13 protein-coding genes and 1 pseudogene are annotated in these 17,424 nt (G+C 37.7%); 3 read left to right on the top strand and 11 right to left on the bottom strand.

Annotated elements, in window-relative coordinates:
- Positions 1-829: 829 nt before the first annotated feature.
- Positions 830-2,164 (bottom strand): cytochrome P450, encoded by a 1,335-nt coding sequence (locus AAHB12_RS09435; protein ID WP_342045119.1) that lies wholly within the window; start codon positions 2,162-2,164, stop codon positions 830-832.
- A gap of 413 nt (positions 2,165-2,577) precedes the next feature.
- On the opposite strand from AAHB12_RS09435, the gene AAHB12_RS09440 reads away from it, so the two are divergent.
- Positions 2,578-2,757 (top strand): small acid-soluble spore protein H, encoded by a 180-nt coding sequence (locus tag AAHB12_RS09440; RefSeq protein ID WP_129728305.1) that lies wholly within the window; start codon positions 2,578-2,580, stop codon positions 2,755-2,757.
- A 186-nt stretch (positions 2,758-2,943) separates the two neighbouring features.
- Here AAHB12_RS09440 and AAHB12_RS09445 read toward each other — a convergent pair whose 3' ends face one another.
- From AAHB12_RS09445 to AAHB12_RS09455, 3 genes are all read right to left on the bottom strand, one after another.
- The gene (locus tag AAHB12_RS09445) at positions 2,944-3,630 is read right to left on the bottom strand and encodes a hypothetical protein (protein WP_342045120.1); all 687 of its coding nucleotides are present in this window, start codon (positions 3,628-3,630) and stop codon (positions 2,944-2,946) included.
- 262 nt (positions 3,631-3,892) lie between these two features.
- On the bottom strand, positions 3,893-5,125 hold the full coding sequence (locus AAHB12_RS09450) for an MFS transporter (RefSeq protein ID WP_129728303.1): 1,233 nt from the start codon (positions 5,123-5,125) through the stop codon (positions 3,893-3,895).
- Between the two features lie 53 nt (positions 5,126-5,178).
- The gene (locus AAHB12_RS09455) at positions 5,179-6,213 is read right to left on the bottom strand and encodes an ROK family protein (protein ID WP_446715532.1); all 1,035 of its coding nucleotides are present in this window, start codon (positions 6,211-6,213) and stop codon (positions 5,179-5,181) included.
- 362 nt (positions 6,214-6,575) lie between these two features.
- Between AAHB12_RS09455 and AAHB12_RS09460 the strand changes: the two genes are divergently transcribed.
- On the top strand, positions 6,576-7,370 hold the full coding sequence (locus AAHB12_RS09460) for an HAD family hydrolase (protein WP_342045121.1): 795 nt from the start codon (positions 6,576-6,578) through the stop codon (positions 7,368-7,370).
- A gap of 126 nt (positions 7,371-7,496) precedes the next feature.
- On the opposite strand, the gene pfkA is transcribed toward AAHB12_RS09460, so the two are convergent.
- The 3 genes from pfkA to AAHB12_RS09475 form a co-directional block, all read right to left on the bottom strand.
- Entirely contained in the window at positions 7,497-8,456 is a 960-nt protein-coding gene (gene pfkA / locus AAHB12_RS09465) for a 6-phosphofructokinase (protein WP_342045122.1), read from the bottom strand.
- Between the two features lie 130 nt (positions 8,457-8,586).
- On the bottom strand, positions 8,587-10,029 hold the full coding sequence (locus AAHB12_RS09470) for a glycoside hydrolase family 1 protein (protein ID WP_342045123.1): 1,443 nt from the start codon (positions 10,027-10,029) through the stop codon (positions 8,587-8,589).
- Positions 10,030-10,168: 139 nt separating this feature from the next.
- The gene (locus AAHB12_RS09475) at positions 10,169-12,004 is read right to left on the bottom strand and encodes a beta-glucoside-specific PTS transporter subunit IIABC (protein ID WP_342045124.1); all 1,836 of its coding nucleotides are present in this window, start codon (positions 12,002-12,004) and stop codon (positions 10,169-10,171) included.
- A 465-nt stretch (positions 12,005-12,469) separates the two neighbouring features.
- Between AAHB12_RS09475 and AAHB12_RS09480 the strand changes: the two genes are divergently transcribed.
- Positions 12,470-12,814: a Gfo/Idh/MocA family oxidoreductase gene (locus tag AAHB12_RS09480; RefSeq protein WP_342045145.1), complete on the top strand. Its 345-nt coding sequence runs from the start codon at positions 12,470-12,472 to the stop codon at positions 12,812-12,814.
- A 265-nt stretch (positions 12,815-13,079) separates the two neighbouring features.
- Here AAHB12_RS09480 and AAHB12_RS09485 read toward each other — a convergent pair whose 3' ends face one another.
- The 4 genes and pseudogenes from AAHB12_RS09485 to AAHB12_RS09500 form a co-directional block, all read right to left on the bottom strand.
- Positions 13,080-14,312 (bottom strand): NAD(P)/FAD-dependent oxidoreductase, encoded by a 1,233-nt coding sequence (locus AAHB12_RS09485; protein ID WP_342045125.1) that lies wholly within the window; start codon positions 14,310-14,312, stop codon positions 13,080-13,082.
- A 72-nt stretch (positions 14,313-14,384) separates the two neighbouring features.
- Positions 14,385-14,576 (bottom strand): annotated as a pseudogene (locus tag AAHB12_RS09490) (L-dopachrome tautomerase-related protein); the annotation flags it as partial.
- Between the two features lie 86 nt (positions 14,577-14,662).
- Positions 14,663-15,430, bottom strand: coding sequence for an SDR family oxidoreductase (locus AAHB12_RS09495; protein WP_342045126.1), 768 nt, complete (start codon positions 15,428-15,430; stop codon positions 14,663-14,665).
- 902 nt (positions 15,431-16,332) lie between these two features.
- Positions 16,333-17,382: a HupE/UreJ family protein gene (locus AAHB12_RS09500; protein WP_342045127.1), complete on the bottom strand. Its 1,050-nt coding sequence runs from the start codon at positions 17,380-17,382 to the stop codon at positions 16,333-16,335.
- Positions 17,383-17,424: the final 42 nt, after the last annotated feature.

Raw genomic sequence — 17,424 nt, forward strand, 5'->3', positions numbered from 1 at the left:
CACCCCATATGGTATAAATCCCCACACTTTTATAACATGCCTAGAAAAAGTTTTAAATTGATTTTATACAAGGTAAGGGAGCTAAGCTACTTTGCAATATACCGTAGCTGGGGTCTGTGTAGCAACCGAACCAAATCTTACGTTAAGTATTAGCGGACATAATATTGAATAATACATATATATTTTACAAATAAATAGGTTAAAATGTAATATTTTTCCTATAATCTGAATAATCGGGATATTAAAGTAAGGGACTTATTAAGGTTTTGCACTTCCCTTGCTTTTTGGGTGTTGTGCTGGTCAGGGATGTTTGGGGGCAGAGCCACCACATCAGCGTGTAGACATATGGAGCAAGAGAAGCACAACGGACGGATGAGCACTCCATGCCCATCAAACTAAGAATAAAGGATACCCCCAGAACGAAAATTTTGTGCAAATTTCTCACTTTTATCGTTTTGGGAGTAGTTTGTTTTTTTATGTTGATAGCTATAGGGTAGCGACGTCAAAACACGAAAAACTTACAATAATACATATTTTGGAAGCGAAAATCCGATTATCCTTACGTGAACTGCAATGAGGGTACGGTGCTTTCTACGATATAGAAAATGCCATTATGCTTCTGTGCTGGAATGAAGAAGATTCGCTGGAATCAAAGTATATGCATTACTTTCTGAACAATAACAACCTCTTTATCACACTCTTCATACCAAGACTTATGTCTCCTGTACGACCCCCTGCTAGTGCAACCACCTTGGCACCTGCTGCTATTCCCCTCTTCACTACCGCATCTCTATAGATCAATATCCTTTATAAATAACACTTCGGCGTTCTATATACGTTTTATAAGCTTCATATTTAAAGTCTTTGGTTTTAGTGTAATCATTGGTTCAGGCTTGACTTCATTAATGGTTTGCAATTTATATTTTTGCCCAAGCGTAGCTAAAACAAGAACAGCCTCTAACATTGCAAAATGGTTACCAATACATACTCTACTCCCCCCGCCAAATGGAAAATAGGCAAATTTAGGAACACCCTTTAAGGTACCATTTTCAAACCTTTCAGGATCAAACATGGGCGGCTCTTCAAAATAACGCTTGCTTCTATGTAAAACATACTGAGATGCTAAGAATGTATCTCCTTTTTTGAAGTTGTAGCCGCCTATTTCTACATCCTCGAAAGCTTGTCTAGCAGTTTGGTAAGCTGGCGGAAAAACACGCATAGACTCCTGAATAATTGCTTTTGTATAGGTTAATTTACCAAAATCCTCTAACATAGGCGTACGATTACCCAAAACTGTATCTATCTCTTGATGGAACTTCTCCTCGACATGTGGGTTTTGGGAGAGCAAGTACCATGTCCATGACAAAGCGTTAGACGTTGTTTCATGACCTGCTAAAAAAAACGTCATAACGTGTTCATAAATCTCCTCGTCTGTCATTCCAGCCCCGCTTTCCTCATCTTTTGCACGAAACAGAGCAGCAAGTAAATCATCCGTTTCTTGTGTTTCTAATCCCCTTCTCTCCGTAATAATAGGTGCCACAGCGGATTGCAGTTTTTGAATACTGTTGGCTACCTGCTGTTTAAACAACGCCATATCTGTTATTCCTCTATAAGCACTGCTAATTACTTTTGAGAAGGTAGTAAACGCTTCGTCCACTTCTTCAATTTTACCTTGATCTATATTGGTACCAAACATTGTCTCCGTAATAATATTTAATGTAAGTTTCATCATGTCTTTTGAGACATCTGTCTGTTGAAGGTCTCCCTCCTCCCACTGCTTTGTTAAATTTAAAGCATTCAGCACCATAGTATCAGCATAGCCCGATAAACTCCTCATATGAAAAGAAGGTTGAATGATTCTCCGATCACGTTTATGTTTCTCCCCTTCACTTGTTAGTAAACCCTCACCTAATAATGGTTTAAAGAAGTTAAAAGCTGCCCCTTTTACAAATGATTTTTGTTTCGTCTGCAGAACTTCCTCTGTATACTCAGCATTTAAGATAAGATACCGATTCTCTCCATTATGGAATGGAATATTAATAAAGTCATAATCATCCTCATATTTTTCTACTAAATAATCTAATGTGCCAAGTACATTGGTTTGATAGTCTTGATAATCTCCTGTTAAAGCCGTAACTACTCTAGCTTGAGTTATTTGAGACATATATAATCCTCCTTTGAAAATTTTCACCTCTACCATTGTATACTAAATAAGAAATTGTGATTTTATATTCCTTGTATTTTTTAAGTTTTCTTCTTCAAAATTTGATTGAAGGATTACAGAATCCCTGAAAACCAAGCCCTGTTGTTCTATGGAAAAACTACATCGCTAATCTCTCGCATCTAAAATGTTAAGCATAAGGCACTTTACCAATCCTATACTTAGCCGGCCCATCACTCCGATGTTCCTCGTTCAAAGTAAAAGCAACTCAGAAAATCTGGATTGCTTCCATAAAGTAAAAAGTAATACAAACATGATTTAGTTATCCTTGTTTAAAAATACACCTTCAACAAGTATATCTAAGTAATCTGAAGCAAATAATTATAACTGTTGTAACTCAAAAGGAGGTGGCTATAATGAATGCACAACGAGCGCAAGAAATCTCTGCTTCACCAATCATGGCTAATGTAACCTGTCAGGGGGAACGCATCTACATTGAACATGTGGATGAACAAAACGGAACGGCTACAATTCATTCCCTTGATAACCCAAATAACAAACAAAGTGTTCCTGTATCCAACTTGATGGAACATTAATTTTATTTCTTTGTCTCCTTTAACTATCCTGACCTTATAATACGAACGGGACAGGATAGTTTTAAAAAAAACTTAAGTTTTGGACAAGTTAGGTTTAAAAATGAACTCACTATAAAAAAGTCAGTCCGGATGACGCAAGGTGCTTCCTCACACCTTATATAATATTTAAATAAAATCTTCTTTCACTCAATATTGCTTATTGAGCGAAAACATAAATGTCTTTGCAGTTGGATCATAGTGTACATAGTATCTATATCCATTCCCAAAAGCTTCGTAATCTTGGGTCAATATATTCCCTCCGTAGCCGAGATGCTCCAGAAGTTCAGAAGTCTCTGTACCTCCACTCAATCCAAGCCACCAATTTAAAAAGGTACCAACAGTTTGATAAAATTCATCGATATCTTTTGCTGCTGACGATCCGTTATCCAACCCAATCGTGACTTCCATAATTTCATTTGTTTTAGCATGAAATGCAATTGTAAATGACATACCATTTGAGAAGACTGCTCTGAATCTAGTACCATCTTCAAGATGGTCTATATCCCCCACTTGATGAAGTTCGTACCCAACTTGATTCGCATATGCATTAAAATTAAGTAAAAATTGCTCCATCATTGCATCAGGAAGAGCGTTAGGTTCAAGAAATGATAATGGGATTGGTGTTGGCACTACATATTGCTGCGGCTGTGGATTTGGAGCTGGAGCTGGTTTTACATCTGGGTTCGGATTAGGCTTTGGTGAAGATGCTGGTTTCGGTTGTTCAGAATTGGAATTAGTTTTTCCATCAGAGGTATTATTACTGAAACACCCTGTAAGAAGCAAGAATGATAACAGAAAAAATGAAACAAGCATTACAGTTTTCCATTTTTGCATCCAATCATCTCTCCCGATTGTTAAAGTAAAAACACCTGCAACATTACAATATGCTCACATAAATGTTCACTTGCTACCGTATACAACTGTATCTTACAATTTTATTGGCTCTGCAAAATTCTAAGAAGCATGCAAAAATCGAAAAGTTATTTATTTCACGTTTAATCAGAACAAGGGTGTCCCAAAAGTTATGGGCACCCTCGTTAATGTATTTGATTTATCTCATGTTAGCCCCTTTGTTATCTGTTGAATCCCTACATGATTAAAATGCTGTTGAGCTTGCATCTTTCCTTTTGAATACTTCCTTCTTTGTCAGTAAGGTATTTAATTTTTCTGAACTTAGGAGCATCGCTGCAACAAAAACAACAATACAAAATGGGAAGATTCCTATTGTTGAATGGGATGCAATAAAACCAAGAAGAGGTGGCATGAATGTACTACCTGTATAGGCAACAGCCATTTGATAGCCCATAATTGTTTGGGAATGCTTCTTCCCAAAACGTGCTGGTGTTTCATGCAACATACACGGAAATATCGGTGCTAATCCTAAGCCAATCATAATAAAACCTACAAGCGAGAAAGTGGACGGCAATGGTAGGAATAGAAATGTTGCACCAGTCAATGCTATTATTTGCCCCATTCGGATGAGAGTACGGTTACTCATTTTAAAGGTAATAAAGCCTGTAATAAATCTACCAATTGTTATTCCTGCGTAATATAAGGAAACCCATTGTGCAGCAGCCGCTACGGGTAACTCCTTGACATTTACCAGAAAGCTACTTCCCCAAAGACCTACTGTTGACTCAACCCCACAATAAAACAAGAAGGAGATCAGAGCTAGTTTAACTCCTTTAATTTGTAAAGGCTTTACATGTTTAGCATCTTCATGATGAAATACACCTTTTGAATCCTCTGGCTCTTCATGTAAGTTGATATCGCTGCTTTTTTTCACTCTATTCCATAAGGGCAAGGTGAAGAGAAGGATGACAGTTAACGTGAACTGAATTCCAGAGATTGCAAGATACCCATTTCTCCAGGAATGTTGTTCTGAAATAAACTGAGCCATAATGATAGGACCAAAAGTAGCTCCGACTCCCCAAAAACAATGTAACCAACTCATATGGTGTGCCTTATAATGGGTAGCAACATAATTGTTTAATCCTGTATCAACAGATCCCGCACCTAATCCAAGTGGGATGGCACATACAATTAACCAAACGACGGATGGAGCAAAATGAAATCCTAGCAAAGCACCAGCAGTCATTAAACAACTGACAAATGTGACATTGCCAGTGCCAAACCGTTTAAGTATCTTTCCGCTAGCTAAACTGGAAATAATTGTACCGCCGGCAATCGTCATAAAAAGCAATCCAGCAGTCTCAAGTGGGGCCCCATAGTCCGATTGCATCACAGGCCATGTTACCCCCAATAATGAATCAGGCAAACCTAAGCTGATAAAAGCCAAATAAATAATGACCAAAAGGAATGTTGTCATATGTAAATCTCTCCTTTAACTATTTAATGGTCAATGGTACTTTCCGATTTGTTTTACCTGCTTATTCCATTCATCATGAGATCAAGTCCAAGACTTTGTAATCCATATAAATAGTCTTGTTTCCAATCACTCATTGTAAGCACTGGAAGATGTTCTGACGGGACATAGTTTGAGCTGCCTAGGGCAATTTTGTCTAATATTGCTTTTTCAACTTCATCATTACAAAAAATAATAGTATGAGGGTTAATGATAGCTACAAGCGAGGCGACTAACCTGCTAATTGCATCAATCTCATAATCCTCATGAATCGTTATTTTTTTAGGGCCATTTCCGGTTTCCAAAGCTTGCCGAAAATTGCGGTCATTATACTGAGGGACGAATGAAATCTCTCCTGAGAAAAAAGTACTTCCTCGCACCACATCTCCATTTATCATAATCCCTGCTCCTGGGCCATTTTGACCAGAATACAAATAGATAAGGGATTGCTTATCCTTAAGTCCCTTATTATTGTGATATCCGAGAACAGCAGCATTCATATCATTCTCTACCACGACAGGTATCGAAAAATGTTCCTCATAGTATCCTTTTAAATCAAAATTTTGAAACTGCTCGTATCCTGGTATATAGAAAATCCGGCCATTATCGACCGCACCAGGAACGCCAATTGCCATAGAATTGATCTTCGGATATGTAGTCATTATGTTTTCAATGCACGTAGTTAATACATGTAAACCATCATCTATCAATACACTCGGCACTTTTCCTTGTTCTTTTACTTCTCCCAGACAGTTGAAAATTGTAAAATTCGTCTCGGTTCTCTCTAAAAATATTGCCAGACCTAGCATATGCTCAGGATTGTATGTATATCTTTTGGCCCTTCTCCCGCCGCTAGAATCATCTAAACCGACTGAAAGAATTTCCCCATCCTTCTCCATCTGCGTTAGGAACTTACTTATTGTCGGGAAACTAATTCCTAATGTATGGCTGAGTTCAACTTTTGTTGCGCTTCCAAGTTTTAAAAGAGTTGTACGAATACCACGAAGAATCACCTTCTTCATGGATTTAGGAGTAGCTAATAATTCATCCACTAGATTCACCACCTAAAAAATAAACTTATTAAAGACCTTTAATAAGTAACGGTGTTAATATACCACATACAATTTTTGAAAACAATAGCTTTTCAAACCACTCCTCAGTTACTTAAACTGTTAAACCTTCTCTATAACTCAATCTTAAGATACCTACTTCATAAGACACATGTTGTTACATCTGTGTAACAACTGACTTTTCGTGTTATTAAAAACTAGATGCTCCTGACTTATTTACCGTCCTAATCAACGCAGATACAATTCATTCATAAGTACTTTTACTTTCGCTATTAAAGAAGAAAAAGTAAAAAAGGACATTCACTAAAATTTTTTCAAAAAATAGAAGTGTGAGGAGAAAGCTTATGATTAAATTAGTGTTAACTGATATGGACGGAACCTTCTTGAATAATAGCGGCGATTTTAACTGGGAACTGTACAAGGATGTAAAAAAGATAATGAGAGAAAAAGGAGTTGTTTTTGCTCCTGTTACTGGCAAGCAATGTGAACGCGTAGAAGAGTTATTTGGTGATGATGCAGATGGTTTATGGATTTTAGGGGATAGCGCAACTCGAATCAAGCATAACGGGGAATTTATTTATGAATCTCTGCTCAGTAATACATTAGGACTAGAAATTATCCGTTTACTTGAGGAAATAAGCTTAGAACATACGATTATTGCTTGTACAAGAAACGGTGCAGTAATAAAAGAAAACATCCCTCATGAAGAAGCAGCTATTGTTAGAAGGTCCTATGCGCAAGTAAGGCAAGTTTCTGATTTTAATGAAATAACAGATGATTTTGTTAAGATTACCATTCATGATCCATCGTTTAATTGTTTTGAGACTAGGGAAAAACTATCTCCGTTTTTTGAGTCGGCCTATATTGTTGCTTCTGAAGCTGCTTGGATCGATATAGCGAATGCAAATGTTCATAAGGGTACTACCGTTGAACATTTGCAGCGTTTATTGAATGTTACTCCTGAAGAAACAATGGCATTCGGAGATGGTTACAATGATTTAGAACTCATGACTCGCGCAACATATAGCTTTGCTGTCCGAAATGCAGTTCAAGAATTAAAGGAGGCTGCAAATTTTATTACCCGTTCAAATGAAGAAGATGCTGTGATGAAAACAATCATTCAAATGTTATCGTTATAATAACAGGGTCTCCTTTTTGAAAAATTGTATGCATAACGTTCTTTCTACAGGTATATACAAAAACACAGTAACAACAAGGAGTTTCAGTCCTTGCTGTTACTGTGTTTTAGATGAAATAGATATCCTTTATATAGATAAACTTCTAGCCAAGTGATAAATAGATAAGTCAATGGTATGCTTATCGTTTGCTGCTTCCTCAAAGGGAGCATGAATTAACTCACTATTTTTCCAGCCGACCATAACTCCTTTTTCACCTTCAACTAATAAATCAACAGCTGTTGCCCCCATTCTGCTGCTCATCATTCGATCATAGGCAGTAGGAGCGCCTCCACGCTGAAGATGTCCTAATACTGTTACCCGAGTATCCAATCCCGTTTTCTCTTCAATGATTTGTCCAATTTCAGTTCCTTTACATACTCCTTCAGCAACAATAATAATGCTATGCATTTTTCCACGTCTGCGGCCTTGTTGAATACGTTCAATCACCTCATCTATGTCATAGTTGTGCTCTGGAATAATAATAGATTCTGCACCTGCACACATTCCTGCCCAAAGAGCAATGTCACCTGCATCGCGACCCATAACTTCAATCACATACGTACGTTCATGGGAAGAGGCTGTATCGCGAATTTTATCAATTGCCTCCACCGCTGTATTAACAGCTGTATCAAACCCAATTGTATAATCCGTTCCGGCAATATCATTGTCGATGGTTCCCGGAATGCCAATTGTCGGGAAGCCTTGCATAGTGAGCTTACCAGCACCTTGGAAAGATCCATCTCCTCCAATGACAACTAATCCATCAATGCCAAATTTATTTAAACATGCTATCGCTTTTTGCTGTCCTTCCACTGTCTTAAATTCCTCACTACGTGCACTTCGTAGGATGGTTCCCCCGCGGTGGATAATATCACCCACGCTCCCAAGGTCCATTTTGATAAAATTCCCCGCCATCAAACCCTCGTATCCATTTAGTACTCCATATACGTCCAGTCCTTTAAAGATACCTCTTCGAACAACGGCACGAATAGCAGGATTCATTCCCGGTGCATCCCCACCACTTGTTAACACAGCAATCTTCCTCATACTTTCCCCTCCAGCTTATGTAGACTACACTTTTTATCAATCTCATTAGAACCAAGAAACTTAAAATTAAGATAATAAAAAAAGAGATAAGAAGGTAGGTATTCTTATCTCTTTTTTGAAATGGTATAATTTACAGTTCTTCCCCATTCGTCGCAATTACATTTTTGTACCAGAAAAAGGATTGTTTCTTTTTGCGGTCCAATGTCCCGCTGCCATCATCATGCTTATCAACATAGATAAAGCCGTAACGCTTACTCATCTCACCAGTTGACGCACTAACTAAATCAATACATCCCCATGAAGTATAACCCATCAGTTCTACTCCATCCTCAATCGCTTCACCCATTGCTTTGATATGTTCGCGAAGATAGTCAATTCGGTAATCGTCATTGATTGAACCGTCCTCCTCTATCTTATCGTAGGCTCCAAGACCATTTTCCACGACAAATAACGGCTTTTGGTAGCGATCATACAATTGGTTTAAAGAGATTTGAAGACCAATCGGATCAATTTCCCATCCCCATTCACTTGCTTTTAAGAATGAATTTTTAATTCCGCCTAAGATATTCCCTTGACCCACCTCTTCAGGTGTTTTATTCTTCTTCTCTGTACGAGACATATAATAACTAAAAGCGATATAATCAACTGTATTTTCTTTCATGAGTTCAAGATCGCCTTCTTGAATTTCAAGCTTGATTCCATGCTCTCTCCAGTATCTCTTCATGAAGGCTGGATACTCCCCGCGCACTTGTACATCGCCGCAGAAATAGTTAAATAGCTGTTCTTCCTTTAAAGCATAAAGTACGTTTTCTGGATTGCAGTCAACAGAATAAGTTGGAAGGTACACAATCATACATCCGATTTGAGCGCCAGGAATCATCTCATGGCAAAGCTGAACTGCTCTCGCACTTGCGACGAATTGATGATGATATGCTTGGAAAGTTGGCTGATAATGGTCTTCTTCGTTTTGAATCGCAAACCCCAGTCCTAAGATTGGCATATGGAGACTGCTGTTGATTTCATTAAATGTCATCCAGTATTTTACTTTATTTTTATACCGGTCGAAGAGTGCTGTTACATATCTTTCAAAGAATGTAACCAATTCACGGCTTCTCCAGCCCCCATATTCCTTTACAAGGTGAATGGGTAGTTCATAGTGAGAAATCGTGACAACCGGTTCAATGCCGTATTTAAGCAGTTCATCGAATACGCGGTCATAGAACGCTAACCCTTCTTCATTTGGAGTGAGCTCATCGCCTTTAGGGAAAATGCGTGACCATGAAATTGACAGACGAAATGCTTTAAAGCCCATTTCTGCAAAAAGTGCAATATCTTCCTTGTAACGGTGATAAAAATCAATTGCTTCGTGATTTGGATACGTATATTTTTCTAGATTCAACTCAAAATCAAAACCAGGATCTTTCAATACTTGTAGTCTTACTTTCCCACCTGGTAAAACATCAGGTGTATTTAATCCTTTACCACCTTCAAGATATGCACCTTCTAGCTGGTTAGCAGCCGTAGCCCCTCCCCATAAAAAACCTTCCGGAAATTGTTTGTTCAATTCAGCCATTTTCTTGTTCCTCCTTATAATCAATCAAATAAAAGAGATTATCCATGTAAAAAAGGTAATGATTTCAGCCCACACGGCTATGCCATATCAAAATAAGTGAAAGGAAGGGATTCTTAATAAGCCCCGCTCCATGATGAACTTAAATGACAAGTGTCAGCAAACCTTCTTTTGCTTCAATCCTTTGTTGATTTGTTTCTACTATCTCGTGATACTGGCTCGTATTTGTAATAATCACTGGTGTTGTGATCTGATAGCCAGCTTCTTTAATCTTCTCAATGTCAAACTCAACTAATAAATCGCCTTTCTTCACACGATCTCCTTGTTGAACCTTTGGTGAGAAATATTTTCCTTCTAGTTGAACTGTATCTATCCCAACATGAATTAAAATCTCTGCACCTTCTTCAGATGTAATCCCGATTGCATGTCCTGTCGGGAATAGGATAGACACAACGCCATCTGCCGGTGCAAACACTTTACCTACTGTCGGTTCAATTGCAATCCCTTTTCCCATCGCTTCTGATGCAAATACTTGATCATCTACTTCGTTTAATGCTTTGATTGCTCCAGTCAATGGGCTCACAATCGCTTCTTTTTTCACAAGCGGCTGTCCTGCTTCTACTTTGTTATCAGATACTACTTCCTTTTGCTTTTTGTCTTCAAATCCAAGTAATACTGCCATTAATGCTGCACCTGCAAAAGCAATTCCAATCGCGATGATGTGTATTCCCATCGGTGCGAAGGCTGGGATAGACAAAGCGCTTGGGAATGCATACACCACTGCTTTTGTTCCAAACATACCGTTAATTGCGCCACCAACAGCAGCAGTGATGATAACATACGGAATGGTTCTTTTATAACGCATCATTAAACCGTAAAGAATTGGTTCTGTTACACCGGATAATAAAGCTGGAACTAAAGTTGATGCTCCAAGTGTTTTTACGTTTTTATCCTTTGCTCGTAAGAAAACACCAAGTGCTAAGCCTGCTTGTGCAAGTGGAGCAGCTGCAAGCATTGCAAAGAGCGGGCTGCCTCCATGTGCAAGCTGATCTAAAAGAATCGGTACGAGTCCCCAATGAAGACCAAACAGTGTCAAGAATGTCCATCCTGCACCCACAACAGCCCCTGTCAAAATACCACTCTTTGTGCTCAAGAAGTCAATCGCTGCGCCGATCGCATTCCCGACATTGACCCCAAATGGTCCAAAAGCTATCACAGTAAGCGGTACGATAATTGCTATTGATAGCATCGGAACCAAGAACATTTGTAAATCTTTATGAATTATTTTCTTAAGGAACTTTTCTAAAACAGCATAGATAGATACGGCTATAAAGACTGGAAACACAGAAGATGAATAATCCATCAATATAACGGGAATGCCGATAAAATCTGTACTTTTAGCTGCAGCTAGCAAACCGGTGAAATTCGGTTCGAGCAGCGCTGCCCCAATTGTACCGCCAACATACGGGTTTGCACCGAGCTTCGTTGCAAGTGTAATCCCTAAAAAGATCGGTAAGAAATAGAAAACCGCGTTTCCAGCGGCGGATAGAATAAAATACGTTCCGCTTTTGGCTGATAATAGTCCTGCCATTGTTAAAATCGTTAACAACGCTTTCAGCATACCTGCTCCAGCAAGTGCACCTAATAGTGGTGAGAAACTGCGTGAAATGACTTCGAAAATGCGGGCCCCAATGCTTCCCTTTGGTTCATCTGATGAAGCAGCTGCCGCACCTACGTTTGCGATTTTTGTAATTTCCTTGTATACATCGGCAACGTGACTTCCAACAACAACCTGAAATTGTCCGCCACTCTCAACAACGCTGAGAACTCCATTTAAATTTTCAAGTGTTGCCTTATCTGCCTTTGCGCGATCCTTTAGTTTAAAACGCAGGCGAGTGGCGCAATGCACAAGACTGGATACATTTTGCTCGCCGCCAACAAGTCTAACAATATCTTTTGCTAAACCATTGTAGCTCATGTTCTACACTCCTTTTGTGATTAGAATTTCCTTTTAAAATGACTGCTATTAAAGAAAGAAAAAATGCGGGTATTTCTGTTACAAAAAAGAAAAACCTGAATTGATTCCATTGCTACGGATAATAAAATCCCCCGAGCAAGGAACATCAATTCAGGTTTTGCCTGCCTAACCAGTAACAATCCTGTGTAACAAGTTGTTTATTCATTTGTCGCACCACTGTAAAACACCACATCCTTCTTTCAAAGGGTATAAAAAAACCTAAATCACCACAGTATATGGACATGTATATACACCTAGAGTTAGGAATACATACCCCTATTCTGTGAGCGATTTAGGTTTTGCCTGCTTAACCAGTAACAATCCTAAAATAACTCGAATATTCAAGTTAAATATTGTGTTTAGTTGATGAGTACAATCTAACATGATTAAAATAAGTTGTCAACGTTTTCTTTTTAATTAATTCATATCGAAACAAGTCGAAATGCAGGATATGGGTATGATATTCGCGCTAAAGTAATCGGTACTGAAGGGACCATCCAAATTGGATCATTAAGGAAAAATGATATTAAAATCCTAACTCCAGATGGAAAGAATAGTCATCATATTGTTCATGAATACCAAACTAGATTTAAGGAGTCCTTCGTCATTGAAATGGAACATTTTGTTGAGTCCGTACTGAATAAATCCACTCCAGCGTGCACAGCGCTAGATGCTTTAAGAGCACTAGAGATTGCAGAAGCAGCTGATAAGGCATGCAAAATGAATCAAGAAGTCAAAATTGAAAGAAAAAACATTTTAGTGCACATGTGAGGGAAAAACGTTGCTGTAGGTATAAATGTTGTTTGATTGAATTACGCTGCCATTAAAATTAATGATTCTGGTGCAAAAAACCTAAAATAATTTCCATTCATTTCTAAAGCTTGAACATACTGATCACACACCGTTTGTGGAGTAGTATGTCCAAGCTTTAATGATTTTTTGCACCAGAACAGACTGAACCACTAACCTTACATCACTAGAATATCGCTGTTCTATGTTCTAACAACCTATTTTCCCAATCAATCTCTAACACTCATTATGAGCTTGACCGCATAATTCGTGCGAGCTCTTCTTCTAAAGCAACGGGCTCATTTGCATAATTATAAATCCCTAAAAGTTTCTCTATCGCCAAAGGATGGGAACTGATTAGCTTGTTGACAGCATCTTGTTGTTCAGATACGGGCTCATTCTTGGAAAATTGGCATCCCATATGAAAACGAACCATAAACTCAGCTTCTATTGCTTTTTGATATTCTTCAGACATTTGCTTCCATAGATTGGATTGTCCCTTATATATTGATAAAATATTGGACAATATACGTGCTCCATATATAGCATCATGGATACCCTGCGCCATGCCAGGGTCTTTAAAACAAACCGCATCCCCAACCAACGCCCATCCTTTTCCCATTCCTTCATACCAATAGTTATCATATCCGAGAATCCCTTTGATTGGTTCTACTAGTTCTGCATTTTGTAAGCGTGCACCAATCGTTGTGTTTGGAAAGTGATTTGTTAAAAGCTTACGTAGGCAACTTTCCGGATTTGATTTTAATCCTTCTATCAATGCCTTATTATCTAACGAAAAAATCCCAATAATAACATATAAACTATCATTTGTCGGAAAGAGAATAGCCGTATTATCCTTTATCTTATATACCTCAAATTTAGGAACATTATCGTGAAGAAATCCGGAGAAATATCCGAAATAGATACCAACTGATGCCGGAATACTGATTTTGCGTTCGCTTTTTACTAACTTACGAATAATGGAGGATCGACCGTCTGCTCCAACTACCAGGCGAGCTAAAAACTCTTGTTTCTTGTTATGGCTATCTACACCTTTCACACCTATAATTGTCTCGTCATCACGGATAACATCTGTCACACGAAACCCTTCGATAACAGTTACATTCTTTTGAGCTTTGGCGTGTTCGAGCAAGATATAGTCAAGATGCGTTCTTCTAATACAATAACAGTTCTCCTCTCCATCAACCTTAGGCATAGGACCTTCTATCACGGTATCTTCAAACTGAAACTTGATATCCCGTACCGGTTGTACATTTGTTGCCAATAACTTGTCTATAACACCCATCTCTCGAAGAAGAGCGACAGTGTTATTGAAAAAAGTATGTGTAGATAATGTGTCGCTTGGAAAAGTCGAACGGTCTACTAACAGCACATGAAAGCCTGCCTTAGCAAGATTAATAGCCAGGGTGGAACCAGCACACCTAGCGCCTGTAATGATGACATCATATGTCTTATTCACAGTATCACCCCATTTTTAAGGATAATAAATTACTTGTTCTTATCCGGTAAGCATAGCTCTACAGTTGAAAACTAAGACGGATTGAAAAACATTCACGTTACCGACTATATTCCACTCCCAGCTTGGAAATGCCTCTAATAATGGCTTTCCATTGTTCATTACAATCCTGTTCATGGTAGCTGGAATCCCATAGGCCCAGCGTGGAACGAAAACATAATAATTCTCTTGATAATCAACCTTGATTCCAGCGGGCATACATTTTTTTTAGATCTATTATCAGGGACAAACAACATATCCTAGAGGTACAGCAATACATGCTATACCTCTAGGATATGTTGATTTTATGCCCACTATTTAATCGTATTACCACCATCAACTACAATATTTTCACCCGTAATGAAGTTCGTTGCATCACAAGACAGGAATAAGGCAATAGCTGCAACTTCTTCAGGGTATCCAAAGCGTCCAAGTGGAATTTCTTTTTTCGCTTTTTCACCTTTTTCTCCAGCCCAAGCTTTTTTTCCTAATTCAGTTAAAATAACAGTAGGTGAGATAGCATTTACTTTAATATCGAATTGGGCCCATTCATAAGCAAGCACTTTAGTCATTCCAAGAATCCCAGCTTTACTTGCAGCATAAGCCACATGATTATCTAAGGCAATAAGTGCTGCTTGAGAAGCTAAGTTGATAATGTTTCCGCCATTTCCTTGCTCAATCATGATACTTCCGACTTTCTGACACATTTTAAATGATCCAGTTAAATTAAGATCAATCGTTTTTTGCCAGTAAGCATCAGAAATATTTTCTGCATCATCGAGTAAGGCAATACCAGCACAGTTTACTAGAATATCAATCTTACCAAAGTATTCTCTAACTGTCTGGATTGCCCTGTCCATACTCTCATTATTAGTAACATCACATTGTACGCCGATGACATTTTCTGCACTCAATTCCTTAGCTACATCTTTCACATCATCTTTCAGGTCAAAAACAGCAACTTTTGCACCTTTTTCTAAGTATAATTCTGCTACGGCCTTTCCAATTCCACTTGCTCCACCTGTTACAATAGCTACTTGGTCCGTAATATTAAAATTCTTATCATATCCTTGAAAACTCATAAATCGTCTTCCTTTCTATTAGCACATTTTGTTTGCGTTTTCATTATGTTAAAAAATTTCTTTCTAGAGAAAATCTATTTGATGAAATAAACATTATATCGATACTTAAGTAATCCAAAATATTGATTCGTTATTAAATAGTTAATTAACTATTTTCATTTTAATACTAATTTTATCGTTATTCAACATTTGTTTTCGTTTTTATTTAATTAATTTTTGTTTATTTTCGTTTATTACTAATGATGAGTGAATTAAATTTAAAATACTCCCAAATTATAAGAATAGATAGAAAGACATCAACCTCAACAAGAGAATTAACTTGTGCAGAAATCGCTTTTGTTGTCTTCATTGGTGAGATATAAAAGTAATCACAGCAACATGCTATCTTTCACGTAGTAACAGCATAATAAAAGAACATATTAGTAGACTAAAAACAATCAAATGAATGATATATAGATATATGAATATCAAGTTATTGACAAAAAGTGTGTTATTAACGTTGTAAAGAAAACACTTTCGTTAATATCTAGAGAGATTTAACCTATTTAGACTTTCGAAATCCCTTTATGTTACCCTCCCTTAAAGAAAGCTCGCCGATTGACAAGCCCTGTTCTTGGGCGAAGACAACTTATACTGTATTCTTAAAATTTCCGACCACATCAAATTCGCTTCTCGCTGGAAATTTATACTTTCTTACAGTGAAATAAAAACCCTTTTTGTTAAAATTGCTCAACAAAAAGGGTTTTTATTCTAACGTTTAAATTCAATACTTAAATTAGTTTCTTAAGCTTCGATAAGAGATTTTTATCCCGTTTGGAAAGGATCTTTCTGTTAAACCCTTATTAAGCTATTACAACCACATTAATAGCTTGGACAAATAAGAATCCTGACAGGTTGTATCATTAAAAAGCTCGCTGGAAAAACCATAACAGCCCAAACGCTAAAATCCCCACAGAGGTTCCTTGGATTAACCAGTTAGCCGGCCTTATTTTCTTAATCAGTCGTATTAACGGAAACACTAGTGATACAATTAATAATTGCCCGATCTCGATTCCAATATTGAAAGATAAAAGTGAAGTTACCATGTGACTTTCATCTAATCGCATTTCTGATAAAATTCCTGCGAATCCAAATCCGTGGATGAGTCCAAAACAAAAAGCAATCCAGGGCTGATGCTTGGAATTTTGATCAAATATGTTAATAAGTGCGACATAAATAATGCTTAATGCAATGGCCGATTCAATTAATTTACTTGGCAACTGCACGATTTGTAAGGTCGCAAGTGCCAGTGTGATACTATGTGCAATTGTAAAGGCAGTAACCAGAGAGAAAATATGGCGTATTGTTTTTGCACCGAAAAGCAAACTAATGACGAACAAAATATGATCATAACCGGTAAAAATATGTTCTAATCCAAGCAGCAAAAACTGTTTCGCGTTTTGTAGAAAGCCCATTTCTCCAACTTCTAACTCTCTTGCCTCATATGAAAGAATTTTTTCTTGTTGTTTTCCATTCATTTTAACTGTTACAAAATTGGCATGGCTGGGATCAGAATCATCAAAGAATATATTATAATTGAGGACAAGCCTTCCAGGCGCATGGTCCATTTCATAAGTCAAATTCATCACACCAAACTGCCTATCCTTTATCGTCTCCACATCTGTTTTTTTCACGATTCCTTCAATCAGAACACCATCTGCATACAGCTTTATATGAGAATTTAGATATTTCTGTAGGACATCCGAGTTAATTGATTGTTGTTGACTTATTTCTTTATTCATCGCATGCCCTAATTCAGTAAGGTCCAGCTTCAGTTCGTACTGAAGTGTCTTCCCCTTCACTTCGATAGTTGAAAAGCCTTCACTGTTATTTGTATGTGCAGATGCTGATGAAGAAAAGAAATAATGAAATGTAAGCAAAATAAGCAAAATGGGGATCCATTGTTTTTTCATTATACCCAAACCCCTTCTTATAGTTTCCTTCCCCGATGTATA

The sequence above is a fragment of the Bacillus sp. OTU530 genome, assembly GCF_038440375.1.

Excerpts from the sequence above, each read along its gene's own strand:
- AAHB12_RS09435 (WP_342045119.1), bottom strand. The coding sequence starts at position 2,164 with ATGTCTCAAATAACTCAAGCTAGAGTAGTTACGGCTTTAACAGGAGAT.
- AAHB12_RS09440 (WP_129728305.1), top strand. The coding sequence starts at position 2,578 with ATGAATGCACAACGAGCGCAAGAAATCTCTGCTTCACCAATCATGGCT.
- AAHB12_RS09445 (WP_342045120.1), bottom strand. The coding sequence starts at position 3,630 with ATGCAAAAATGGAAAACTGTAATGCTTGTTTCATTTTTTCTGTTATCA.
- AAHB12_RS09450 (WP_129728303.1), bottom strand. The coding sequence starts at position 5,125 with ATGACAACATTCCTTTTGGTCATTATTTATTTGGCTTTTATCAGCTTA.
- AAHB12_RS09460 (WP_342045121.1), top strand. The coding sequence starts at position 6,576 with ATGATTAAATTAGTGTTAACTGATATGGACGGAACCTTCTTGAATAAT.
- pfkA (WP_342045122.1), bottom strand. The coding sequence starts at position 8,456 with ATGAGGAAGATTGCTGTGTTAACAAGTGGTGGGGATGCACCGGGAATG.
- AAHB12_RS09470 (WP_342045123.1), bottom strand. The coding sequence starts at position 10,029 with ATGGCTGAATTGAACAAACAATTTCCGGAAGGTTTTTTATGGGGAGGG.
- AAHB12_RS09475 (WP_342045124.1), bottom strand. The coding sequence starts at position 12,004 with ATGAGCTACAATGGTTTAGCAAAAGATATTGTTAGACTTGTTGGCGGC.
- AAHB12_RS09495 (WP_342045126.1), bottom strand. The coding sequence starts at position 15,430 with ATGAGTTTTCAAGGATATGATAAGAATTTTAATATTACGGACCAAGTA.
- AAHB12_RS09500 (WP_342045127.1), bottom strand. The coding sequence starts at position 17,382 with ATGAAAAAACAATGGATCCCCATTTTGCTTATTTTGCTTACATTTCAT.